The sequence below is a fragment of the Bacillus sp. A015 genome (genome assembly GCF_053851875.1).
Genome location: NZ_JBSPZB010000009.1, coordinates 71,799 through 96,287 on the forward strand (window position 1 = coordinate 71,799; position 24,489 = coordinate 96,287).

At 41.9% G+C, this 24,489-nt stretch carries 21 protein-coding genes; 12 read left to right on the forward strand and 9 right to left on the reverse strand.

All coding sequences use genetic code 11. The annotated features are described in order from the left end of the window. Nucleotides 1-7: 7 nt before the first annotated feature. Entirely contained in the window at nt 8-1,492 is a 1,485-nt protein-coding gene (gene gltD / locus ACSLGF_RS09985; protein WP_456004895.1) for a glutamate synthase small subunit, read from the forward strand. A 62-nt stretch (nt 1,493-1,554) separates the two neighbouring features. Here gltD and ACSLGF_RS09990 read toward each other — a convergent pair whose 3' ends face one another. Continuing rightward, nucleotides 1,555-2,757, reverse strand: coding sequence for an MFS transporter (locus ACSLGF_RS09990; RefSeq protein WP_456004898.1), 1,203 nt, complete (start codon nt 2,755-2,757; stop codon nt 1,555-1,557). Nucleotides 2,758-2,929: 172 nt separating this feature from the next. Between ACSLGF_RS09990 and nirB (ACSLGF_RS09995) the strand changes: the two genes are divergently transcribed. The 8 genes from nirB (ACSLGF_RS09995) to ACSLGF_RS10030 all read left to right on the forward strand — a co-directional run bounded on the left by nirB (ACSLGF_RS09995) (nt 2,930) and on the right by ACSLGF_RS10030 (nt 15,031). Beyond that, nucleotides 2,930-5,206 carry a nitrite reductase large subunit NirB gene (gene nirB, locus ACSLGF_RS09995; RefSeq protein WP_456004901.1) on the forward strand — a complete coding sequence of 759 codons (2,277 nt, stop codon included), beginning with the start codon at nt 2,930-2,932 and terminating at the stop codon, nt 5,204-5,206. Then, nucleotides 5,203-7,341, forward strand: a complete 2,139-nt coding sequence (gene nasC, locus ACSLGF_RS10000) for an assimilatory nitrate reductase catalytic subunit NasC (protein ID WP_456004904.1) — start codon at nt 5,203-5,205, stop codon at nt 7,339-7,341. Before nirB (ACSLGF_RS09995) ends, nasC begins: the two co-directional genes overlap by 4 nt. Nucleotides 7,342-7,432: 91 nt before the next feature. Next, a complete protein-coding gene (gene nirB, locus ACSLGF_RS10005; protein WP_456004906.1) occupies nt 7,433-9,844 on the forward strand; it encodes a nitrite reductase large subunit NirB in 2,412 nt (803 codons plus the stop codon). A 23-nt stretch (nt 9,845-9,867) separates the two neighbouring features. Continuing rightward, on the forward strand, nt 9,868-10,191 hold the full coding sequence (gene nirD / locus ACSLGF_RS10010) for a nitrite reductase small subunit NirD (protein ID WP_456004909.1): 324 nt from the start codon (nt 9,868-9,870) through the stop codon (nt 10,189-10,191). 66 nt (nt 10,192-10,257) lie between these two features. After that, nucleotides 10,258-10,959: a DUF421 domain-containing protein gene (locus ACSLGF_RS10015; protein WP_456004911.1), complete on the forward strand. Its 702-nt coding sequence runs from the start codon at nt 10,258-10,260 to the stop codon at nt 10,957-10,959. 89 nt (nt 10,960-11,048) lie between these two features. Beyond that, nucleotides 11,049-12,029, forward strand: coding sequence for a pectinesterase family protein (locus ACSLGF_RS10020; protein WP_456004914.1), 981 nt, complete (start codon nt 11,049-11,051; stop codon nt 12,027-12,029). Between the two features lie 130 nt (nt 12,030-12,159). After that, nucleotides 12,160-13,644: a D-alanyl-D-alanine carboxypeptidase/D-alanyl-D-alanine endopeptidase gene (gene dacB, locus ACSLGF_RS10025; protein WP_456004917.1), complete on the forward strand. Its 1,485-nt coding sequence runs from the start codon at nt 12,160-12,162 to the stop codon at nt 13,642-13,644. A gap of 19 nt (nt 13,645-13,663) precedes the next feature. Then, nucleotides 13,664-15,031 (forward strand): MATE family efflux transporter, encoded by a 1,368-nt coding sequence (locus ACSLGF_RS10030; RefSeq protein WP_456004920.1) that lies wholly within the window; start codon nt 13,664-13,666, stop codon nt 15,029-15,031. Nucleotides 15,032-15,106: 75 nt separating this feature from the next. Here the strand turns inward: ACSLGF_RS10030 and ACSLGF_RS10035 are convergent, their stop codons facing one another. Continuing rightward, nucleotides 15,107-15,286, reverse strand: a complete 180-nt coding sequence (locus ACSLGF_RS10035; protein ID WP_456004923.1) for a hypothetical protein — start codon at nt 15,284-15,286, stop codon at nt 15,107-15,109. Between the two features lie 429 nt (nt 15,287-15,715). On the opposite strand from ACSLGF_RS10035, the gene ACSLGF_RS10040 reads away from it, so the two are divergent. Next, nucleotides 15,716-16,735 (forward strand): LLM class flavin-dependent oxidoreductase, encoded by a 1,020-nt coding sequence (locus ACSLGF_RS10040; protein ID WP_456004926.1) that lies wholly within the window; start codon nt 15,716-15,718, stop codon nt 16,733-16,735. A 37-nt stretch (nt 16,736-16,772) separates the two neighbouring features. Here ACSLGF_RS10040 and ACSLGF_RS10045 read toward each other — a convergent pair whose 3' ends face one another. Next, nucleotides 16,773-17,393 (reverse strand): acetate uptake transporter, encoded by a 621-nt coding sequence (locus ACSLGF_RS10045; protein ID WP_099727847.1) that lies wholly within the window; start codon nt 17,391-17,393, stop codon nt 16,773-16,775. A gap of 142 nt (nt 17,394-17,535) precedes the next feature. Here ACSLGF_RS10045 and ACSLGF_RS10050 point away from each other — a divergent pair, with 142 nt between their 5' ends. Beyond that, nucleotides 17,536-18,357: a uroporphyrinogen-III synthase gene (locus ACSLGF_RS10050; RefSeq protein WP_456004929.1), complete on the forward strand. Its 822-nt coding sequence runs from the start codon at nt 17,536-17,538 to the stop codon at nt 18,355-18,357. A 39-nt stretch (nt 18,358-18,396) separates the two neighbouring features. Here the strand turns inward: ACSLGF_RS10050 and ACSLGF_RS10055 are convergent, their stop codons facing one another. The 3 genes from ACSLGF_RS10055 to ACSLGF_RS10065 are packed head-to-tail and all read right to left on the reverse strand — an operon-like array spanning nt 18,397 to nt 20,285. After that, the gene (locus ACSLGF_RS10055) at nt 18,397-18,999 is read right to left on the reverse strand and encodes a DedA family protein (RefSeq protein WP_456004931.1); all 603 of its coding nucleotides are present in this window, start codon (nt 18,997-18,999) and stop codon (nt 18,397-18,399) included. Between the two features lie 52 nt (nt 19,000-19,051). Then, the gene (galU, locus tag ACSLGF_RS10060) at nt 19,052-19,873 is read right to left on the reverse strand and encodes a UTP--glucose-1-phosphate uridylyltransferase GalU (protein ID WP_456004933.1); all 822 of its coding nucleotides are present in this window, start codon (nt 19,871-19,873) and stop codon (nt 19,052-19,054) included. Between the two features lie 4 nt (nt 19,874-19,877). Then, nucleotides 19,878-20,285 (reverse strand): GtrA family protein, encoded by a 408-nt coding sequence (locus ACSLGF_RS10065; protein ID WP_456004935.1) that lies wholly within the window; start codon nt 20,283-20,285, stop codon nt 19,878-19,880. Between the two features lie 164 nt (nt 20,286-20,449). Here ACSLGF_RS10065 and ACSLGF_RS10070 point away from each other — a divergent pair, with 164 nt between their 5' ends. After that, nucleotides 20,450-20,680 (forward strand): excisionase family DNA-binding protein, encoded by a 231-nt coding sequence (locus ACSLGF_RS10070; RefSeq protein WP_099727842.1) that lies wholly within the window; start codon nt 20,450-20,452, stop codon nt 20,678-20,680. Nucleotides 20,681-20,725: 45 nt separating this feature from the next. Here the strand turns inward: ACSLGF_RS10070 and ACSLGF_RS10075 are convergent, their stop codons facing one another. Genes ACSLGF_RS10075 through ACSLGF_RS10085 form a run of 3 tightly spaced genes read right to left on the reverse strand, consistent with a single transcriptional unit; the run spans nt 20,726 to nt 24,420 of the window. Further along, nucleotides 20,726-21,826 carry a Ger(x)C family spore germination protein gene (locus ACSLGF_RS10075; protein WP_456004938.1) on the reverse strand — a complete coding sequence of 367 codons (1,101 nt, stop codon included), beginning with the start codon at nt 21,824-21,826 and terminating at the stop codon, nt 20,726-20,728. Further along, the gene (locus ACSLGF_RS10080; RefSeq protein WP_230030251.1) at nt 21,823-22,920 is read right to left on the reverse strand and encodes a GerAB/ArcD/ProY family transporter; all 1,098 of its coding nucleotides are present in this window, start codon (nt 22,918-22,920) and stop codon (nt 21,823-21,825) included. Before ACSLGF_RS10080 ends, ACSLGF_RS10075 begins: the two co-directional genes overlap by 4 nt. 12 nt (nt 22,921-22,932) lie before the next feature. Continuing rightward, entirely contained in the window at nt 22,933-24,420 is a 1,488-nt protein-coding gene (locus ACSLGF_RS10085; protein WP_456004941.1) for a spore germination protein, read from the reverse strand. Nucleotides 24,421-24,489: the final 69 nt, after the last annotated feature.

A 24,489-nucleotide genomic window follows, 5' to 3' on the forward strand; every position in this document is an offset into this window, starting at 1 on the left:
GAGGACAATGGGCAAAGCAACAGGTTTTATGGATTATAAAAGAGAAAAGCCAAATGAACGTGACCCTCTCACTCGTCAAAAAGACTGGAAAGAATATTCAGCTCCTTATACAGATGAGGTATTAAAAAAGCAGGGCGCTAGATGTATGGATTGCGGAACACCGTTTTGTCAAATTGGGATGGAAATCAGGGGCGGCGTGTCTGGCTGCCCGATCTATAATTTAATTCCAGAGTGGAATGACCTTGTCTATCGCGGGAGATGGAAAGAAGCGCTCGAAAGACTGCAAAAAACGAACAATTTCCCTGAATTTACTGGGAGAGTATGTCCAGCGCCTTGCGAAGGCTCATGTACAGTCGCCATCAATGATCCAGCTGTTTCGATTAAAAATATCGAACGCACGATCATTGATAAAGGCTTCGAGAATGGATGGATTACACCAAGAATTCCTTCAAGCCGTTCAGGGAAAAAGATTGCGATTGTCGGTTCAGGGCCAGCAGGACTTGCAAGTGCTGATCAATTAAACCAAGCAGGACACGCAGTGACAGTGTTTGAACGATCTGATCGACTTGGCGGACTGCTCACCTATGGCATTCCGAATATGAAGCTGGACAAAGAAGTCGTTGAGCGCAGAGTGAAACTTTTGAGACAAGAAGGCATTGACTTTGTCACGAACACAGAAATTGGCGTGGATATCACTGCCGATGAGCTAAAAGAGCAATTTGATGCGGTCATCCTTTGTACAGGTGCACAAAAGCAGCGCGACCTATTAATCGAAGGCCGTGAAGCAAAAGGGATACACCTGGCGATGGATTATTTAACACTCGCAACAAAAAGCATGCTTGATTCAGGATTTAAAGATAAAAATTTCATTGATGCAAAAGGAAAAGACGTGATTGTCATTGGCGGAGGAGATACAGGTGCTGACTGCGTAGCAACTGCGCTTCGCCAAAAAGCAAAAAGTGTTGTTCAATTCGGAAAGCATCCAAAGCTTCCAGATACACGTGTAGGGGATAACATGTGGCCAGAGCAGCCTTATGTCTTCTCGCTCGATTATGCTTATGAAGAAGCACAAGCAAAATTCGGAGAAGACCCGCGTCAATATTCGATTCAAACCACAAAGATTGTGGCAGATAAAAATGGGAAATTAAAAGAGCTTCATACCATTCAAATGGAAAAGGTGAAAAACGAACATGGGAAGTTTGAATTTCATGAGATTCCAGGAACAGAGAAGGTATGGCCTGCTCAGCTTGTCTTTATTGCAATTGGTTTTGAGGGAACTGAACAGCCGCTAGTGAAACACTTTGGCGTGGACAGCAAAAACAATCGCATTGACGCAAAGTATGGGGAATATACAACAAATGTAGAAGGCGTATTTGCAGCGGGAGATGCAAGACGCGGCCAAAGTCTGATTGTTTGGGCAATTAACGAAGGCAGACAAGTGGCACACGAGGTAGACCGTTATTTAATGGGGAGTTCGGTTCTGCCAAAATAGGTCAAATAAAGGGTGTTTACACATATAGAGAAAAGCCATGACCAAAGAGTGGTCATGGCTTTTTATGATTCAGAGATGGTGTGATTGATGATCACTTTTTTACGTTTAAGCTGCGATACGACTAAACAAAGAAAGACGACAAGCACAATAAGTGAAATGGTTAAAAAGCCAAACATATACGAGCCAGTCATTTCTTTGAAACTGCCAAGAACATTTGGTAAAAAGAATCCGCCAATGCCTCCCGCAGCACCAACAATCCCAGTCACAATGCCAATTTCCTTATGGAACACCTGCGGCACCAGCTGAAAAACAGCCCCATTCCCCATACCAAGACACATCATCCCGACAAATAAAAGCGCAATGACCACAGGTAAAGCTGGAAGACTGCTCACTGCTCCTAAGCAGATGCCGATGACTGCGAATAATCCAAGCAGCGCCTTCATTCCACCTATTTTATCGGCAATGAGACCGCCAACAGGTCGAAAGAAGCTGCCCGCAGCAACACAAAGAGTCACAAAATCACCGGCATGTATTTTCGAGATCCCATATTGATCCACAAAGAAAATACTTAGAAAACTTGAAAGCCCGACAAACCCTCCGAAGGTAATCGCATAAAGTAAACAGAAAAACCATGTTGATTTTACTTGAAATACTGAAAAATACGACCGAAGCGGCTGAGGAGCAGGCTGATTTGGTGCATCCTTTGCCGTGAAAATAAAAAACAAAAAGACAAGACTTAACGGGATAAGGGCGAGCCCCATCACTGCATGCCACCCGTAAATCTCGGCAAGTCTTGGCCCAAATAGCGTGGAGATCAGTGTTCCGCTATTTCCGGCGCCCGCAATCCCCATGGCTACTCCTTGTAAATGAGGAGGATACCAGCGGCTGGCCATTGGCAAAGCGACAGCAAAACTTGCCCCTGCCACTCCTAGCAAAATACCAATCAGCACAAGCTCCGAAAGGGTTGTACCAGCGATGAACCCCCAAATGAGCGGAATGGTGGTTAAGAGCATTCCCATCACCGCAGTCTTTTTAGGGCCTATTCGATCGGTTAATAAGCCCAGCATAATCCGAAAGAAAGAACCAGATAGAATCGGAATTGCGACAATCATACCTTTTTCCACTGTCGATAAAGCAAAATCTTGCGCAATAAAAGCCCCCAGCGCCCCTAATAAAACCCAAATCATAAAACTCACATCGAAATATAAAAATGATCCAAACAATGTCTTAGGATGACCACTTGATTTTAACTCTGAGAGTTTCATAAAACGCCTCCTATATTTTTGAATTTTCTGACTTAAAGATAGCGGGTTCATCAACATAATGAAAGTATTATGTTAGAAAAATTGACATGAATAAACACTTTTTTACAGCTTTGTGCCATAATCTAGCCATACTAATGTTTTGGAGCAAGAGGCTTAGAAAGGTTGATCACACATGGCAAAACGTAAACTCGTGTTTATCGGAAACGGCATGGCGAGTATGAAATGTATCGAGCAGATCGTTCAAAAGCAACCAGAACGCTATTTCATTACAATCATTGGAAAAGAGAAGCACCCTGCCTACAATCGAATAAAACTTTCGTCGATTTTACAAAAAAGCGAATCATTATCTCAAATTGAACTAAAGGAAAAAGAATGGTACACGAGGCATGACATCACGATGTACAGAGGGGAAACAGTTGTGCACATCGATACAAATCGGCAATGCATCATGACAGATGCGAGCCGGAATATTCCCTATGACAAGCTGGTGATCGCAACAGGGTCATCACCTTATTTCCTGCCTATTCAGGGCGTGTCCAAAAAAGGGATTTACGCTTTTCGTACGATTGATGATTATGAGGCCATTCACGCTGATTCCTTGCGTTATCAACGTGCAGCAGTGATCGGAGGCGGTGTGCTTGGCGTTGAAGTGGCGGCTGGACTACAGATTGCCGGACTTGAGACAACCATCATTCATCATACAGAGTGGCTCATGCAGCGCCAATTAGATGAAACAGCTGCCGGCCTATTACATCAACAATTAACGCGTAAAGGCATTCAGGTGAAAACAAATGCCCATACAATTGCATGCTTAGGAGATGAGAGGGTAGAAGGCGTTCTACTGAAAAATGGAGACATCGTGGATGCTGATCTCGTTGTTTTCACTACAGGTATCCGTCCGAATATACAGCTTGCAAAAAATCACGGCATTCACACTAGAAAAGCTATTGTCGTAAATGACGTGATGCAAACAAATGTCCCGAATATTTATGCCATTGGGGAATGTGCAGAGCACAAAGGAATGGTGCACGGTCTTGTTCAGCCCATTTATGAACAAGCAAGCGTGCTTGCCAAGCATCTATTAGGCGAACAAATAACACATGCACCTCATCACATTTACTCAACAAAATTAAAAACAAGTGACATGCCCATCTATTCTGCCGGATGTATTGAGAACCGTTCCCCATATACTTCGGTGGTGACCTATTTAGACGAAGAAATAGAAGTATATAAAAAATTCGTGTTTGAACGTGATGCCCTAAAAGGCGTTTTATTAGTTGGTCAGCTGGAGAAAGCCGATCAGCTTTTTCAAGATGTAAAAGTGGGGCGTGATAAAAGTGTGGTTATGACATTTCTTCATGAAGAGCAGCCATCCCCTCTAGATACATTAAAAATGGAAGACCTCGTCTGCCAATGTCAAACGGTTACAAAAGGAGCCATTTTAAAAAGCATATCGGTCCATCAGCTGACAAGCCTAGAAGAGATCAAAAAACAGACAGGGGCAGCAACCGGCTGCGGGGGCTGTCAAGAGCTTGTCCGTGCTTGCTGTCAGTTATCATCAAATGAACAAGTGGAAGCGCTGACCTCTTTTTGTCCATGTACAGATGTAGATGAACAGACCATTTTTTCATTTATAAAAAAACAACAGCCGGTGAATGTAGAGGAAATGAGAAAATACTTCGATTGGAAAACAGATAATGGCTGCGACATCTGCCGAGCAGCCATTCCATACTATCTCGAGCAGTTTCATGACCACCTGAAAAATGACAGTGCATCCGGTCAAGAGCATACATTGATTCCTCAGTTATATGGAGGCCGTCTTGATCTGAAGTTCTTGCACCTCATCACCTCTTTATTAGAGAAAAATCAGATTCAGCAGGCGGAGCTGACAGAGCATAAACGAATTCGGCTCATCGGCGTTTCAGAGCAGGCCGCACAGATCGTAAAAGAACATTACCGGGTCATGCCTAATGAGAGAAGGAGGCTATCTCATGTCCTTTCATGTGATTGTCGTCACGAGCCAGCTGTCACTACACTTGTCATGGAGATGGAAAGACAATTAGAAGACACGCTTTTACCAACAGTCACATCAATTCATGTAACCGGCTCTTTCTGCACGTGTAAACTCGGCCCAATCTATGACATCTGCATCAAGAAACAGCTGGATGAATGGAACATTTATTTAGGAGGCGACGTGCGTCATCCTAAGGCCGGTCAGCTTTTTTACGCTTTACCTCATTCAAGTGAGCTGATTCCTTTTTTAAAAGCGCTGCTCGAAGATTATAGAAAAAGTGCATACTTTGAGGAATCCATTGGGAATTGGCTTCTCCGGTATGGGGACATTTCCATTCGAGAAAAATTGCTTGATGAGGACATGAGAGAAGAGCTCTGTGGGCAATTTGACCAAAGCAGACAAGGGAATGTAAGACAAAAGGATGTGAAGGTATGAGTCAGTCTTTTTTACAATATGCGCAGCAAAAATCAGAACTGCAAGAGCGAAAGCGAGTGTTTCCATCCCAATGTCCATTTTGCAGTATGCAATGCAAAATGCAATTAGTCGAGCAGCATGTGGAGGGACGAACACGTTATCAAACGATTGGCGTTCACAACCCAACCACGCTCGGAAGAATTTGTATGAAAGGACAGCATGCACACCAGCACGCACTGCACCGAGAACGATTGAATCACCCGCTCATCAAAAGAAACGGACAATTTGTCAAAGCGACATGGCAGGAGGCACTTGACGAAATCAAAACAAACATTGAAGCCCTTCAGCTCGCGCATGGCCATGATGCCATCAGTGTGTACGGAAGCGCATCAATTACAAATGAGGAGGCTTACTTACTCGGAAAGTTTGCAAGGGTGGCGCTGAAAACGAAATACATTGATTACAATGGAAGACTATGTATGTCGTCGGCAGCAACAGCATCTAACCAAACATTCGGACTTGACCGTGGTCTCACGTTTCCTCTTTGTGACATTAAGCATACACGGGTGTTGATATTAGTTGGAACGAATATAGCCGAATGTCAGCCAACCCTCATGCCGTACATCGAAGAGGCGAAAAAGAACGGAGCGTTTCTTATCGTCATCGATCCGCGCAAAACACCGACAGCCAAATTAGCCGATTTACATGTAAGCCTTAAACCAGGGTCAGATGCCGCGCTGGCAAATGGCATATTGCACATCATGCTTCATGAAAACTTAATAGATGAAGCATTTACTAGAAAACGAACGTCAGGTTTCCAAGAATTAAAGGAGCATGTCTCGCGCATCTCTCTGTCAGACATCGCTGAGCAGACCGGTGTGACGACTGAAGTCCTTCAAAAAATAGCGAGGAAATTTGCCCAAGAAACGACAGGCATGATTCTCACCGCAAGAGGCATTGAGCAGCAAATAGACGGAACAGCAGCCGTTCGTAATTTCCTAAATATTCTGCTTGTGACTGGGAAGATCGGTCGCTTTGGATGCGGTTACGGTGCGATTACTGGACAGGGAAATGGACAGGGGGCAAGAGAGCATGGACAAAAAGCAGATCAGCTTCCAGGTTATCGTGATATCACAAACCCTGTTCACAGAAAAGAAATCGCAGGAATATGGAACATCGATGAAAAAGAACTGCCTGGAAAAGGCGTGTCTGCTTTTGAAATGTTTGAAAAAATGCAGGAAGGTGAGATAAAAGCGCTCTTTTTAATGTGCTCTAATCCTGTTCAATCTGGCCCGCATGCGCGCTTTATTAAAAAAGCGATCGAGCAGTTATCCTTTTTTGTGGCGATTGATTTATTTGTCTCAGAGACTGCTGAGCTGGCAGATGTCATTTTACCTTCTTCGTCATATTTAGAGGACGAAGGTACCATGACAAACGTAGAGGGGCGCGTTACGCTGAGAGAAGCAACATATCCACTCAAGCATCAAAGAAAGCACGATTGGCAAATCATTTGTGACATAGCAGCTGTATTAGGCAAAGGTGGCTATTTTTCCTTTTCATCAGCAGAAGATATTTTTGAGGAATTAAGGGCTGCATCGAAAGGAGGAAAAGCTGATTATTCCGGTATGACCTATGAAAGGCTGAGGAAAGAGCAAGGCATATTGTGGCCTTGTTCGAATTTAGAAGATCCAGGAACAGAAAGATTATTTGAACATGAATTCTCACACTCTGACAGTCTAGCAAAGTTTGCAGTCGTCGCGCACAAGCAAAAGGTTGCAAAGGAACCAGTCAGTCAAGAATACCCTCTTTATTTAACGACCGGCAGGGTGATGGCTCACTACCAAACAGGGGTTCAAACAAGAAAAAGTACCTCTCTTGTTGCCCGGCAGTTTGAAGCTTATGCAGAGCTTCATCCTGACACCGCGAAAACGCACGGATTTCAGCACGGGGAGCTCATCATCATCCAGTCGAAAAGAGGTCGTGTCATCATGAGATGCCACATATCAGACACCATTCGAAAGGATACAGTGTTTGTACCATTTCACTGGAGCAAACATCAATCCATTAATCAATTAATTGGTGATGACCTAGATCCTCACAGTAAGATGCCAGGCTTTAAATATTGTCCTGTACAGCTGTCAGCCTACATGAATTGAAAACTATGTGAGAAATCATAACATGTATTTTCCATCTTTGTTAAGATTATGGTATTTTCTAAAAAATGATCACATGAGGGGTGTTTTTATCATGAAAGAAAAACTCGTACTAGTTGGAAACGGTATGGCTGGCATTCGAACGCTTGAAAACATTTTAAAAACAGACAGCGAACGATTTGACATGACGGTATTTGGAAGTGAACCGCATCCTAACTATAATCGAATTCTTTTATCGAAGGTTCTTCAAGGAGATACGAAGGCAGATGATATTACGTTAAACGATTGGAATTGGTATCAAGAACATGATATTCAGCTGTTTACAAATGAAACCATCGTGAAGATCGATACAGTGAGTCAAACAGTAATTAGTGATCAAGGACGGACCGTACATTATGATCGGCTGATTTTAGCGACGGGCTCTCTCCCATTTATCCTGCCAATTCCAGGGAGTGATAAAAAAGGTGTAACAGCCTTTCGTACATTGCAAGACACTGAGGAAATGGTGAATGCCTCCACTAAGTATAAAAAAGCAGCGGTCATTGGAGGCGGGCTCCTTGGACTTGAAGCGGCACGCGGTCTATTAAACTTAGGCATGGAAGTGACCGTCATTCACCTCGGCTCTCATTTAATGGAACGCCAGTTAGATCCTATTGCAGGCCAGCTTCTTCAAAAAGCATTAGAAGCACAGGGCATGTCCTTCCTGTTAGGAAAACAGACAAATGAGATGTTAGGAGATACAAGAGTTGAAGGATTAACATTCTCAGATGGCTCCACACTTGAGACAGATCTGGTCGTCATGGCAGTAGGAATTAAACCAAGTAAAATGCTTGCAGAAACAAGTGGTCTTGCAGTCAACCGAGGTATTATCGTCAATGATTTTATGGAAACAAGTGTCCCAGGCATTTATGCCGTCGGAGAATGTGTAGAGCACAGGGGGCAAACGTACGGACTTGTCGCTCCTTTATACGACCAAGCGAATGTGCTCGCAAAACATGTATGTGACATGAATCCTGCTCCATATGAAGGCTCCGTTCTCTCGACACAGCTGAAAGTATCAGGAGTTGACGTGTTTTCAGCTGGTGATTTTATAGAAAACGATGAGAAAAAAGCGATTAAGATTTTTGACGAACAAAAAGGCATTTATCAAAAACTAGTTTTCCAGCAAAACCGATTAGTAGGCGCCGTGATGTTTGGAGAAACAAGTGATGGACCTCGATTATTCTCCTACATTAGAGAAGGTGTGGATATGTCGGATATGGAAAAGGTATCCGTCTTAACCTCAAATGATCTGGCGCAAGAAAGCACGATAGAGAACATGGCAAACGACCATATCGTTTGTGGCTGTAATGGTGTATCAAAAGGTCAGATTGTGCAGGCCATTCAGGAAGAAGGCTTAACAACGATTCAGGAAGTCAAGCAATGTACAAGTGCCTCACGATCATGCGGAGGCTGCAAGCCCGTTGTCGAAGAGATTCTATGGCACACTTTAGGCGATGATGCGAACCGCACAGCGCAAAAAGAAACCATCTGCGCCTGCACCACTCTTTCACGAGATGAAGTGATTCATGAAATCAAAGAAAAAGGCTTGCAGCATGTCAAAGAAGTGATGAATGTACTCGGCTGGGAGACAGAGGAAGGCTGTTCAAAATGCCGGCCGGCACTGAATTATTATTTAGGGATGCTTCATCCTCTTGAATACAAAGATGAAAAGAGCTCACGATTTGTGAATGAACGTATGCATGCCAATATTCAAAATGATGGCACCTATTCCGTTGTTCCACGTATGTATGGAGGTGTCACAAATGCAAACGACCTGAGAAAAATAGCAGACGTCGTCGACAAATATCAAATACCGCTTGTGAAAATGACTGGCGGTCAGCGTATCGACCTTCTAGGTGTAAAGAAAGAAGATTTACCTAAAGTCTGGGCGGATCTGGATATACCATCTGGTTATGCATATGGAAAGTCTTTAAGAACGGTCAAAACATGTGTCGGAGAACAATTTTGCAGATTCGGAACGCAGGACTCCATTTCTCTTGGGATTGCGCTTGAAAAGAAATTCGAAGGACTTGCTACCCCACATAAAGTGAAAATGGCCGTGTCTGCTTGCCCTAGAAACTGTGCAGAATCAGGGATCAAAGACCTTGGCATTGTAGGGATTGATGGAGGATTTGAATTGTACGCCGGCGGAAATGGCGGTACACATTTACGTGCTGGAGATTTATTGATGAAGGTAAGTACAGCAGAAGAAGTAGAACAAATGGCCGCAGCTTACCTTCAATATTACAGAGAAACAGCAAATTATTTAGAGAGAACGTCTGCTTGGGTCGAACGACTCGGACTAGATCATATTAAATCAGTACTCTTAGATGACGAGAAACGCGAAGCATTAATCCAAAGAATGGACATCGCACTTTCAACGTATGAAGAGCCTTGGCGGGAGCTTCGCGAGAACCAAAAAGACACGAGACAATTGTTTCATAAAGCTACGGCTTCCGTATAAATCAATTGAAGGGATGAGATCAGATGACAGTTTCCGTTGTGAAAGTTCACATTGGTACCATATCAGATTTTCCGCTGCAGCTAGGGAAAACAGTCGCAGCTGGTACACTTGAATTAGCTGTTTTTCAAACCTCAAATAAACAATTCAAAGCCATTGAAAATCGCTGTCCTCATAAAGGCGGCGTACTGGCTGAAGGAATGGTGAGCGGAGATCATGTTTTCTGTCCGATGCATGATTGGAAAATCGATCTTTCATCAGGTAACGTTCAAGCACCAGATCACGGATGCGTCAAAACGTATGAAACATTGGTTGAGGGGGAAAATGTCTTTATTTTATTGCCCTCATAAACAGTTTAGATCCTTCCTTTCATGTATATGCTGTAAGTAAATGCAGCAAGAAAGGAAGGAAGCTCTGTGCCGTTTTTGAGTATTCTAGTTGAACTCTTTATTGGATTTTCCGCCTTATTTTTTATTACAAAATTATTAGGGAAAACACAATTTGCACAAATCACGCCGTTTGATTTTATTTCTGCGCTGATTTTAGGGGAAATGGTCGGAAACGCCATCTTTGATCCAGAAGTCAAGATTCAGCACATTTTGTTTGCTGTTGCGGTATGGGGCGTTTTGATTTACACAGTTGAATGGCTTTCGCAAAGATTTAAATCCATTCGGGCTCTTTTAGAAGGAAGACCAACACTTGTGATTGATAAGGGGAACATTCGCTACAATCGCTTGAAGAAGAATATGCTTGATTTAAATCAGCTGCAGACGCTTATACGAGCGAAAGGACATTTTGCTCTTCACGAAATTGAATATGCGATTTTAGAAACGGACGGCTCTGTCAGCGTTCTTCCGAAAATGAAATACGCACCAGCCACAGCAGAAGATGTGAACGTGAAAGGAAAAGAAGTCAAATTGCCTAGAACGTTTATTATCGACGGGGAAATCTTAAGAAAAGACTTACAGGAAGCTGGATTTGATGAGGCATGGCTGCGCGGGCAATTAAAAAAGCAGCACATTTCTTCCTATAAAGAAGTCCTATTTTGTGAATGGATTGAAAATGAAGGAATTTATGCGATGAAATATGAGAAATCTGAAAAAACATCCACAACATAACGCGGTGGGTGTTTTTTCGTGTGGTGAATGAATAAGATCAAAAAGAATGCTTCAATGAAAACGTTCACAAAACAAGGAGGAGATGTGTGATGAAGTATGGGAAAGTACTGCTTGTGATGGTATTGTCTTTATTCCTTTTGGACTCGGCTTCACTTCAAGCAGGTGGACACAAAAATCAAACGAACCGTGTCCTTGTGGTCGATCAAAAAGGAAATGGTTCATTTCGAACCGTTCAGTCCGCCATTGATGCGATTCCAGCAAACAATCAACAGCCAACGACGATATATATGAAGAATGGTGTTTATAAAGAAAAGATCCTCCTTCCGCAAAATAAGCCGTACGTTTCCTTTATCGGAGAAAATCAGTACAAGACGATTCTGACGTATGATGATACAAATGCAAGCACCGGCAGCACGACAAATAGCTCGAGCACAATGATTCGTGCGAACGACTTTTATGCAGAAAATATCACCTTTCAAAATACAGCTGGCAGACATGCAGGTCAGGCTGTGGCCCTTTATGTGTCTGGAGACCGGGCAGCGTTCAAGCAAGTACGTGTCCTTGGCTATCAAGATACGCTTTATGCAACAGGCACTGGCCGGCAATATTACGAAAACTGCTATATTGAGGGAACGGTCGATTTCATTTTTGGTTCAGCCACGGCTGTGTTTAAAAAAGCTGAAATAAAAAGTCTTGGAAATGGGTATATTACTGCGGCATCCACAACAGAAGCGCAAAGGTACGGATACGTTTTCATTGATTCCACGCTAAAAAAAGGAACGGCAGCTGCTCAATCTGTTTATTTAGGCCGTCCGTGGAGACCTCATTCCGCTGTGACGTTTCTCCATACAAAAATGGAAGATCATATCAAAACAGAGGGCTGGCATAATTGGGATAACCGTGACAATGAAAGAACTGCCCGGTACAAAGAATATGGATCAATGGGAGCAGGGAGCAATGTGACAAATCGGGTGAAATGGTCAACGATATTAACAAAAAACGAAGCAAGTCAAATCACGGTTCAGGCTGTCCTTAGCGGCACCGACGGCTGGAATCCAGAAAAGAGGTAAAGGGCTTGTCAGTTTTCGTCAAAGAAAGCTGACTTTTCTGTTTAAAAAACCTTTGAGAACAAACGTTCTTTTGTGTATAATGAACATAATCTTCTAAAATTGGCTGCTGCCCTAAAAAAGGAGGAATTGCGTGAAGCGTTTTTCACAGTTCATGTTTTTACAAATATGTATCCTGTCGATTTTATTTCTCCCTTTTGCAGTAAAAGATGAACCACTCACAGCTCGTGATGATCAATCAAAATGGATCACAGCTTTAGACGAATTCATACGAACAGCACCTGACTTAGAGGGCGCTATCTCCGGCATCAGCGTCCGCGATACTTCTGACACTTCTCTTCTTTATGAACATCAAGCTGATACCCGTCTTACTCCTGCTTCAAATATGAAACTGCTCACATCAGCCATCGCCCTTGATATACTTGGAGAAACACACACATTTTCTACAGACATCTGGATGGATGGTTCTATTCAAAAGAAAACGTTACATGGCAACCTTTATCTTCGCGGCACTGGAGATCCGACTTTATTAGAGGCGGATTTTGCAGCATTGGCCAAACAAGTCAAAAAGGCTGGAATACATACAGTTCACGGGCAGCTTGCGGCAGATGACACTTGGTTTGATGACACGAGATATTCCATTGATTTGCCGTGGAGTGATGAGGATCAATATTACGGCGCACAAATATCTGCTCTCACCGCTTCACCGAATCAAGATTATGATGCAGGAACCATTATTCTCGAAGTAAAGCCAGGAAAGAAAGCAGGGCAGAAAGCCACCTATGACATGATCCCGAAGACTGATGTTGCTCAAGTCATCAATCGAGTGAAAACTGTGCCAGAAGGCGGAAAAAAGAAGATCTCTTTTAAGCGCTCTCACGGCACAAACAAGATTACTTTGACTGGAACCATTCCGCTTAAAGCAAGTTCATCTAGACAATGGGTAGCATTATGGGAGCCGACAACCTATGCTTTAGACTTAATGAAACGAGCGCTAAAAGCTGAAGGGATTCAGGTGAAAGGACCACTCAAAACAAAACACGTTCCTAAAAGAGCCAAGAAAATCGCCTCCCATTCATCTATGCCTTTATCAGAGCTGCTTATTCCCATGATGAAATTAAGCAACAATACCCATGCAGAAATTTTGCTAAAGGAACTTGGCAAACAAGTGAAGAACAAAGGGAGCTTTGAAGATGGGCTGGACGTGATGTATGAACGGCTTCCTGCTTTTGGCTTCGATCCTTCACTTGCAGTGCTGCGAGATGGATCGGGCATATCACCTATTAACCTTGTTTCTGCAAATCAATTCACTTTATTTTTAACAAACATTCAAAGGGAAAAATGGTTTAAGACCTATGAACATGCGCTTCCGTTAGCAGGGGCAAGTGAACGAATGGTGGGAGGAACGTTAAGGAACAGATTGAAAGAACCAGCTACACTAGAAAAAGTACGTGCGAAAACGGGATCATTAACAACGGTCAGCACACTTTCTGGATATATTGAAACGCAGAGCGGAAAGACGCTCGCTTTTTCTATCCTATTAAACCATCTTGTAGATGACGAAAAAGGAAAGGATATAGAAGACCGTATTGTCAGCATCTTAGCTGAGGATCTTTAGACAGAGAAGGAGAACCATCATGTCGTTAGATAACAATCAATCTTTAGTAAAAACCATGTCCATTTTTCTCATTCCACTTTTGCTAAGCAATATTTTGCAATCAATCGGACAGCTTGTGTCCATAGTACTTGTCGGCAGATGGATTGGAGAGGATGCAGTAGCTGCTATTTCTGCATTCTTTCCGCTTTTCTTTTTACTCGTTTCATTTTCCATTGGAATTGGATCAGGAAGCTCCATCCTAATTGGACAAGCATATGGAGCAAAAAATGAACAGAGATTAAAAGAAATTATTGGCACAACGCTTTCGTTCACCTTTTTGATCGGACTTTCTTTAGCTATCATTGGAGGTTTATTCGCAACAGATATCCTTAATCTAATGGGAACACCCGCAAATATTGTGGAGGAAAGTGTAGCATATGCCAGAATTCTATTCATCTCAATGCCGATCTTATTTCTATATTTTGTTTATACGACCTTTTTACGAGGGACAGGAGATTCGAAAACGCCTTTTTATTTCCTAATGATTAGTACGGCAACGAATATGTTGCTGCTGCCGATTTTATTATTCGGCTGGCTAGGACTGCCGGCTTTTGGTTTATACGGCGCTGCGTATTCCTCTGTGATTTCAACAATTGTGACGTTCATCATTCTGCATATCTATCTATATAAAACAAAACACCCGCTGCGCATCGATGCGTCGGTTAGAAAGCATTTATTGATGAAAGGGGATCTATTAAAAACGTTATTAAAGCTAAGTATTCCTTCAAGTATGAATATGATTCTCATTTCTTTATCAGAAATTGCTGTCATTTCTTTTGTAAACGATTATGGATCACAGGCGACAGCTGCCTATGGTGTTGTCAATCAGGTCGTGAGTTACGTACAGATGCCGGCAGTGAGTCTTGGTATTGCGGTCTCTATCTTTGCAGCACAATTCATTGGTGCAGGGAATATGAATCGTCTCAAAGATGTCATTAAAATTGGGCTGGGACTAAACTGCGCCATAGGCGGATTGATCATTATTTTCGTCTATATATTTGCACCGCAGATTTTATCCATCTTTTTAACAGATCCTAGGACGATTGATATTGCGTATAGTTTGGTTGTCATTACACTATGGAGCTATCTCATATTTGGGACGGCTCAAATCGTTGCAGCCACGATGAGAGCTAGTGGTACGGTTCTATGGCCGACGATCTTTAGCATTTGTTCCATTTGGCTTGTTGAAGTACCAGTTGCTTATGTGCTATCACACTATACATCGCTTGGTATCAAGGGAATCTGGATAGGCTATCCTGCAGCTTTCTTTGTGAACTTATTACTTCAATATGGCTACTATCGATTGGTATGGAAGAAAAAACAAATCGTTGCTCTTGTTCAATCATAACGACACTAAACATTGGGAAGTTTTGTTCCATCGCAAACGAAGTGCTGAAAAGAAGACAAAGGGCTAAAATAAAGATCATTTTAGCCCTTTGTCAACAATCTTAGAAAGGCTGAAAAAGCCTTTCTTTTTTAGTTTAGCTGAGCTGTATGATGTCAAAGTAGCACCAGCAGCAGCACCACGGCCTACCAAAACAGCTGTTACAACGGCTCCTAAAAGCTGAAGTGAAATCGTATTTCCAGCTGTTAAATTGCTCAAACCGCCGGCCGGTCCAGCGAGGCCTGCTGAACCTCTTCTTCCAATTGTTTGATTTGGCTTTCAATGTTTTTCTCCTTTTGCAATGTGACAAGGCTGATTTACTTGTGAGGCGATTTGTTTTGGATGTTCTTGTCTGACGAATGGACAGTCTCTTCTTTGAGGAAGGTCATGCTGTGATCTTTTGTAATGAGGCTACTCATGATATTTACCGCAAAAGGGACATTTGTGATCGAATTGATTATACAAATTGCCCACCTCCTAAAGTTGATATTTCGTTCTATGTGCGAATTTTCAAATTGGAAGTAAAACCTAGAAATTCATCATTTCGAAAATCATCGAATCAAATAATTTAAAAGTTAAACGATTTTATGTTATGGTGTTGAAAGTATGAAACTAGTATGATTTTTGACAGAAATGGGGACATCATTTATGAGTCAATCAGTTTTACAGCGCACTGCATATTCCGTTTTAAATTTATCCTCTGTAACAGAAGGCGGCACCATTAAAGAGTCTTTTGAGCATAGTATGGATCTAGCAAAAAAGGTCGAGAAGTGGGGCTATCATAGATACTGGCTTGCAGAACATCACAATATGGAAGGGGTTGCGAGCTCTGCAACATCTGTTTTGATTGGATATATTGCGGGAGGAACCGAAAAAATTCGGGTGGGTTCTGGCGGTATTATGCTTCCAAACCACTCATCACTTATTATTGCAGAACAGTTTGGAACACTTGAGACATTGTATCCGGGGAGAATTGATTTAGGTCTTGGCAGAGCACCGGGAACGGATCAGTTAACGGCAAGAGCTCTCAGACGTAATCTTCATAATGGAGAAGATTTCCCGGAGCAGCTTGAAGAGCTTCGGCAATATTTCAAACCGACCGGTCAGGTCAAAAAACATGTAAAGGCCGTTCCAGGTGAAGGACTGGAGATTCCTATTTGGCTCCTTGGTTCAAGCGGTTTTAGCGCAAGGCTTGCAGGAGAACTTGGGCTGCCATTTGCCTTTGCTGCACATTTTTCACCTAAAAATACAATTCCTGCATTAGAATTGTACAGACAATCATTTAAACCTTCTGATGTGTTAAAAGAGCCTTATGCCATGGTGGGTGTGACGGTTTTTGCTGCTGATCAAACAGAGCGAGCTGAATATTTGGCAACCTCCCATTATCAGCGGTTTTTGAGTCTCATTCGCAATACTCCAGGAAAACTCAAGGCCCCTGTTGACAGTATGGATGGCCTTTGGAGCCCTTATGAAAAAGCGATGGTTGATGAACAATTAAGTTCGACAATGATCGGGGATAAACAAAAGGTGAAAAAAGAATTGGAAGCCTTTATTGAAGCCACTCAAGCAGACGAAGTCATGATTAATTCTGATATGTTTGATCATCAAGAAAGAATGCGCTCTTATGAAATCATCGGAGAGATATTTCAAGAGGAACAAGGAAAATAAGCATCAAAAAGAACTGCACAGAGCAGTTCTTTTTGATTTATGCTTTTATAAAAATGCGAAATGGTTGTCCAACTGGCAGCACAGTACGGCCAAAATGTGTATTGAGGACAACAGCTGCTGAACCATAAAACGAAAGCAGGGAAATGATCAGTTCTGAAACGCCTGCAATAGTATGGGTCACATCGTACATCACACCAAACGAGCTAAGGGAAAGACCGATAAATAAGAAATCAATAAAGACGAAAATCAAAAATAACACTTTATGTGTTTCCATTGCACCGATCGTCATAAACAAGCTGAAAATCAAATAACCAATAAAAGCAAAACCTAGTTGTTTTGGATCCGCAGCTCCCGCAAGCGTTTTCCCAAAAACGCCGGCTTGAATGAGCCAAGTGGTTCCAACGCCCATCCAAAAAAGACCGAATGCGCCAAAGGCAGTGGCACCAAAAGTATTCTGATGCTTTGAATCTTGTATGGACGCAATAAGCTGCGCGATTCCTCCAAGGAAGATAGCCCAAGGTAAAATAAGGGAAGTGCCATCTGTGATTCCTAGTTTTTGTGAGGACGCAACGAGCGTCACCATTGCTAAACCAAACAAACCAAGTGGTGTTGGGTCTGCAATTGATAATCGAATTGCTTGAACATTCTGTTTTTCCATAATGACCTCCTACAATTTGCACTTACAAAAGATACTCGAATTCCACAGAAACGTCAAGCTCTTTTTTAGTAGACACTTGCAACCTCTTCCAAATAAATCTATATTTAATACATATCATATGTGATAGAAAAAGAGGGATAGAATGAGTAAAGGATTAGCTGGAAAAACGATTGCCATTTGTGGAACGAGAAAAACAGAAGAAATGCGTACACTTGTTGAAAAGCAAGGAGGACAAGCCGTTATTCGCTCTCTTCAAGGAACAGTGTTTTTAGCCAAAGAGGAGTTAAAACCAGGCATCGAAACCTTTGTGAAACAAGGGGCTGACTGGGTGATTTTAACAACAGGCATTGGCACAAATACATTAATTGAGAGTGCAGAAGAACTAAATCTCGGAGAAGCATTTATGAACATTTTATCAAAAGCCCACATCGCTTCAAGAGGGTACAAAACCTTTGCCGCTCTCAAAAAAAACGGAATTCAGCCAGATGTTTCGGATGAAGATGGAACCGTTCGTGACCTCATCTCAAAGCTTGAAGACAAAGAGTTTCAAGGCAAACGGGTCATGGTTCAGCTTCACGGCGAAAATGCGCCAGCTCTCATGCAGTTTTTACATGATAAGGGGGCAGATGTTTTGCCGCTATTACCATATCAGCACACGCCTCCTGAATCAGAGGCTGCTGAAACCTTGCTTCAAGAAATGAAAAATGGAAAAGTCCATGCCGTCTGTTTTACGACCGCTGTCCAGGTTCATGCCTTTTTTAAACTAGCAGAAGAATGGGGCAGAATAGAAGAACTGCAAAATCTATTTGAGCAGCAAGTACTGGCAGTGGCTGTCGGAAAAGTAACAGCTGAAGCTTTAAAAGAAGAGGGAGTAGACCGCATTCTTGCCCCGTCACTTGAGAGAATGGGTGCAATGATTATGGAATTATCCCAATATATGAAAAAGCAATCGACACCCTCATAGCAAAAACGCCTTTCACAGAATCAGTGGAAGGCGTTTTCGTTAGATTGTCCGTTTTCGATTCGTGCGAATTTTTTTTAGCATGAAATACAGAACGATAAGGACGATGGCAATAGCCATAATCGGTGTAGTATAAGTGTGGGCAACACTTTGAATGTGATCCCACTTTGTCCCAAGCTGCATCCCGAGATAAATAAATAAGATGGACCAAGGGATAGCGGCTAATCCCGTCAAAAGAACAAATTTGAAAAATGGCATTTTGGCAATGCCGGCTGGAATCGAGATGGCATGGCGCACAACAGGGATAAAGCGCGCTGTAAACACCACACCTGTTCCATATCGGTCAAACCAGCGCTCTGCAGTGGCAATATGATGCTCATGGATGAATAAATATTTTCCGTACTTTGTTAGAAAAGGTCTTCCGCCGTAAAGACCAATCCAGTAAATAAAGCACTGAGCAAGCGTGCCTCCAATGACCCCAGCAATGACAGCCCCAACAAAACCAATGGTTCCTGTTGATACCATATATCCGCCATAGGCAAGGACAATTTCACTCGGAATGATTTCAATCATGAGTCCAAGTGCAACACCTACGTAACCAAGGCTTGTCAGCCATGTTAAAATTTCATTAAAAAAGGTTCCCATTCATTTCACACTGCCTTTAAATACGATTTTCTTCAAGCATTCTTATAAGAGCCTATGCTTGTTTTGCTTCTCTCATGAGTATGCTTTCTATATATGCTAGCATGGCTGGTCTCATATCATGACGCATTAATCCAATTTCAGTCGCTGCCTTAAAACAGCCAAGCTTATCTCCAACATCAAATCTCAAACCATCTAATCGTCTTGCATAAATGGGTGATTGATGTGCAATCTCTTTCAGAGCGTCTGTCAGCTGTATTTCGTTGCCAGCACCTCTGCCGATTCTTTCTAACACAGAAAAAATCGATGGGGTTAAAAGATACCTGCCCATCACAGCTAAATCGGAAGGTGCCTCATGAATGGCTGGCTTTTCCACCAAGTCTGTGACTTCAAACACATGACCTTCTAATCTAGCTGGTCTTATCATACCATACTTACTGACATCTAGACGATCTACTTGCTGAACACCCATTACCTCTGTTTGTTTGTCTTCATAGACTTCCATGAGCTGAGAGAGCGCGGGCTTGTCTGATACCATCACATCATCACCTAAAAGAACAGCAAAAGGATCATTTCCGGTAAAATGACGTGCACATAACACTGCATGTCCGAGACCTAGAGGTTCCTTCTGACGAATATAATGAATATTGGCCATATCCGCAATATGCTTGATTTCAGCCAGCTGTTCCTTTTTCCCTTTTTCGAGTAAATTTTGCTCTAGCTCAATGGACCGGTCAAAGTGATCTTCAATCGATTTTTTATTCCTTCCTGTAATAATGATGATATCTTCAATGCCTGATTGAACTGCTTCTTCGACAATATATTGAATGGCAGGTTTATCGATGATGGGCAGCATTTCCTTTTTTTTAATGTTCATTGAATCATCGCTCCATTTCTGATTGTTGATTTTCTGTTTGAAAGACCCAAACGCGGCTTCCAGTAAAAGTGATCATAAGACCAAGAAGGGTGCCGACCAATTTACTGATGAATAATGAGAAATCTGCTAGCTGCATGACATATAAGACGAAGTAGGTAAGAAAACACGCTGCCCCATTGACAGTCATCCATTTGATCCATTCCCACTTGTCAGCTTTCTTTTTCACTTGAAATGTCCATTTTCGATTCCAAAAATAGCTGTTCATCATCCCTGCACTATAGGAAAGGCACTGCGCGAGGAAGGGGGGGACAAAGCAGGCCGTTAGAAAGAAAAAAAAGATTAAGTCAATGAGCGTATTGCCTGCTCCTACAATTGAAAACGCGGCATAGGTTCGAATGTTTTTCCTTGTCATGTGAAGAATGGTCACCTCCTATAAATTGTGTGTATGAATACTGTACAAAAGGGAGTTGACGAATCAGTGAAGAAAAGATGAAAAAAACATGAACAGGCTGTATCCGTTTTTCCAGCAGCTCGTGATATAATTTGTAAGATGAAACGAACTGGTGGTGCACATACATGTATTTAACAATCGCAGAAACAGCTGAATACCTAGAAGTATCAGAAGCGTATATTGAAAAATTAATCCAGCAAAAAAAGATCCGCTACGTATTTGACGGGGAATCTTACCTGATTTATCAAGGGCAGTTTCAAACACATATGAAGCAGCTTGAACAATATAAAGAGCTCGTCCAAGAGATCTTAAATGAACCGATACCTGATGACCCGGATGTAAAAGATGAAGATTAAAAAAAAAGACTGTCTGAGAAGGGAAGACCCTTTTCACAGTCTTTTTTATTGGCTAACTCCTGTTTGGACAACCTTCATCTGGCATTTGATTTGTACATCCGCATCAGGGTAGATTTCCTGCCATTTCTCAGGTGTCATTGCTTTGTCTTTAGAACGATACCTCAGACCAAGTCCAAGCGGATCTATTTTTTGCCTTTTAAATGACTGAACAAGGTTTTGTCCTTGCTGAGCCACACGCTTCTCAATTTCTTTTTCGACATGCTGCAAGATCGAAGGTGAATCAATTTTTTTGGACTTCATGAATTCTTTTAATTCACCTTTAAGCTTGATGTCAATGGTGATGTGAGGCTTTTTTGTGAGATTTTCAGTTGGTTTGATATGATAGGACACATGTGATTTGATATTTTCAATGACGACATGGGTCTTCGCCTTATCATTCAATCGAAATTCATAAATGCCGTTTTTATGATTTTCAATCATGGCTTTAAATGCAAACGTTTTTTCTCCAGGGATATGACCTACCATTTTTTCTTGATTAAAAAGTGCGACACCAGAGACTTTGATGGCATTACTTGTTTTTTTGATGTAAGGGAGGTATGCATCAACACCTTTTGCAAGCATCTGGTTCATAAAAATGTGCTGATTGGTGACCGGTTCATTGCCATTTCGCATATTTTGAGCTAACAGGTCTGAAAGATACATACCAACATTTAAATTGGTTTGATTCATTTTTGTGTGCAATACATCTTCAACCTCTCCTTCAACGATTGCAAAAACTTGTCTTGACCCAATAATAGGGTCGCGGTAAATGTAATTCATCAAATCAATCATACCGACTTCTTTTGCTAGCTTTTCACTAATTAAAATAACAAGCACTTGTCCCATGACAACTGGGAAGGGGGATTTTTCTGAAACGAGAAACTGAATATTACTAATGGTATTTGACTTAGCGCTTAATATTTGATAATTTCCTTGCTCTTCACTTTTAAAGACTGGGAAGACAAAAAAGCCCTTCATTTCTCCATCTTCCACTAAATCAAATCCTGCCGCCTGAGAGATATTTAATTCATCTAAAAGGCGAGGCTGTGCACAGCTAGTTAAGAAAAGACTAAATAACATGAGACCCACGAGAACATAATGTTTCATGCTCGTTTTTTCACCCACCTTTTTTTCAGCATCAATCCAATAATCATACATACAATCAATCCATATACAAGCATGTATCCGCTGTATTCCACCCATTTGTTAAAGGATTCAAAAGAGGTAGCTCCGACAAAAAACGAAAACATTACCAAAATAAGAACGCTGAGAACAATTAACGTGATACGCTGACTCGTATGAAATACTTGTTTCGCCATTCTGCTGGCTGCCCATAATGGAATGGCGATATTTGGTATAACTAGTAGAAGCCATAGGGACACTTCAATAAATTCAAAGCGCTGGATAAAGGGAAGTTTCACGATGCTAGTTAACGTCAATGTCGGCCATTTCGTGAGTTCAAGCTGAGCACTTGAGTAATACGCAATTGACACGAGAAAAACAAGCAAATTGAGGGATGTGGTCAATAATGCCCCCAGATGGGCAAATTTTTGAGATGTTTTTGCATTTTTAATAAAGGGATAATAGACAAGCAGCGTTTCAAAACCAAACATGGATAAAGAAGCATCTTTGACTCCCGCCATGATTTGCGAGAAAGAATGATCAAACATTGGGAACATAAAGCGAATGTGACTATATTTCATGACATAAAAGCAGATAAAGGTCATCCAGTACGTTAGGACAATGCTAAAGTAAGCCCAGCCAGCGATTGTTCTAAAACCGCCAGTATGTATGTAATAGACAAGCAGCAGCAATACAGACGCAAACAAAAGACCGGGGATTTCTTTAAACAGCCACACATGGATCACATCCATATAATGGACGAGAACGGTCAACGACAAAAATGAAAAATAGAAGATATAGAGAATATTGAATAATTGCCCAATCCATTTGCCAAACACGTATTGTGTAATATCACCAAATTCATTAGAAGGGGCCTTGCGAAACATAAAATAAATCAGAAAAATCATCAGATTAACGCTGATGCCGGAAATAAGAATGGCGATCCAGCCATCATTATTCATTGAACGAACAAGATTCGTTTGAAAGTTTAAAATGCCGACACCTACTTGATTGGCATTGATGAGAAAAAACACAAAAAAAGGGGAGATTTGAAATTTTTCTTTAACAGAAGAGCCCATACTTTCACTTCCTTATTCGTAAAAATCATTTTTCCCCTTCCGGCCTTGCTTAGGCTTTGGCTGGTGAATGGTTCTATTTTCTCCACGTAAATTATCCGGTCTTTTATTCAAAAAGCGGAGCTGAGGACGAATCAAGCTGCCCTTTAAATCAGCCAGACGAAGTGGATAAATAGGCTCTAGATAAGGCCGGCCAATAGACGTTAATTTCATTAAATGGGTAAGAAGAAAAGACCCCATCATAGCAATTCCTAATGCACCCCAAATCTGTGCCGAGAAAAGAAAAGGGAATCTCAAAAGCCGAATGGTAGTCCCCATTTTGTATATAGGTGTGACAAAAGAGGCAAGAGCAGACAGGGCGACAATAATGAGTAAGATATTGCTTGTTAAGCCTGCTGCCACCGCAGCCTGCCCAATGACAATCCCTCCAACAATCCCAAGTGTCTGTCCGACCTTTGCTGGCAGGCGAGACCCGGCTTCTCTAAGTAATTCAATGGAAATCTCTAAAAATAATGCTTCGATAATCGGTGGAAATGGGACAAGATAGCGTGAGGCCACAATCGTTTCTAATAAATCCTTAGGAATCAGTTCATAATGAAAGGTTAAAACGGCTACATATAAAGGCGTCGCAAAAATAGAAAATATCACTGCAAATATACGTAATAGCCTAAAGCAGGAAGCGGCAATCCACGACATGTTATAATCTTCCATTGTTGAGAAATACTCAAGTAAAATCGTCGGGGCAAGCAAGACATGAGGCGACCCATCTACCATAATGGCAATTTTTCCTTCCGTAAGACCTGAAGAAACTCGGTCTGGTCTTTCTGTATTTAAGAACAATGGAAAAATCGTATTGGACACATCATAAAGCATTTGAGCCAGATAATTCGCATCTAAAATTTGATCATAATCGACGTCCTCAATTCGCTGAAGAACGGTTTCTATGTTTTGCGGGTTGGCGATTTCTTCAATATATAACACGGCTACTTTTGTTTGAGTAAGGGTGCCAACAGTCTTTTCGGCCACTTTGAGGTCCGGCGTCGGAAGCCGTCGCCTAAGCAAGTTTAAGTTGGTATCCAGAACCTCAACAAACGCTTCCTGTGCACTAATAATGCCAAATTCAATCTCAGGTGGCCCCACTTGTCTGCCTTTTTTTTCTTCAATCGGCAAAAGAAGCGTTTTGCCCCAGTCCGTCTCGAGTCGAATGGCAATACTGCCTCGATGAAGGGCTTGTTCCACTTCTTGAAGGTCACTCGTGATCACAGCCTGTTCAATCGGGATGTGTTCTTTTAGCTCCTCCAGAGTGGGTGTCAGATGCAATTGTTTGATGAAGGGCAGAATTTGTTCATGTAGTAGATTTCCATTGATTAAGGAACGAAAAAAAGAAATTCGATAAAGAAAACCTTCACTGCGAGATAACTCATTTGTAAAATCAGAGGAACGCGATAATGCCTCAAATACTGAATTCGGGTCCTTCTGATGTTGTTTGTTTTTTTTCAGCATTTGAATCATCTCCTTCCGCGATTTGCATCTATTATCCAACCAATCGTCTGAAGATATGCATGAAAAAAG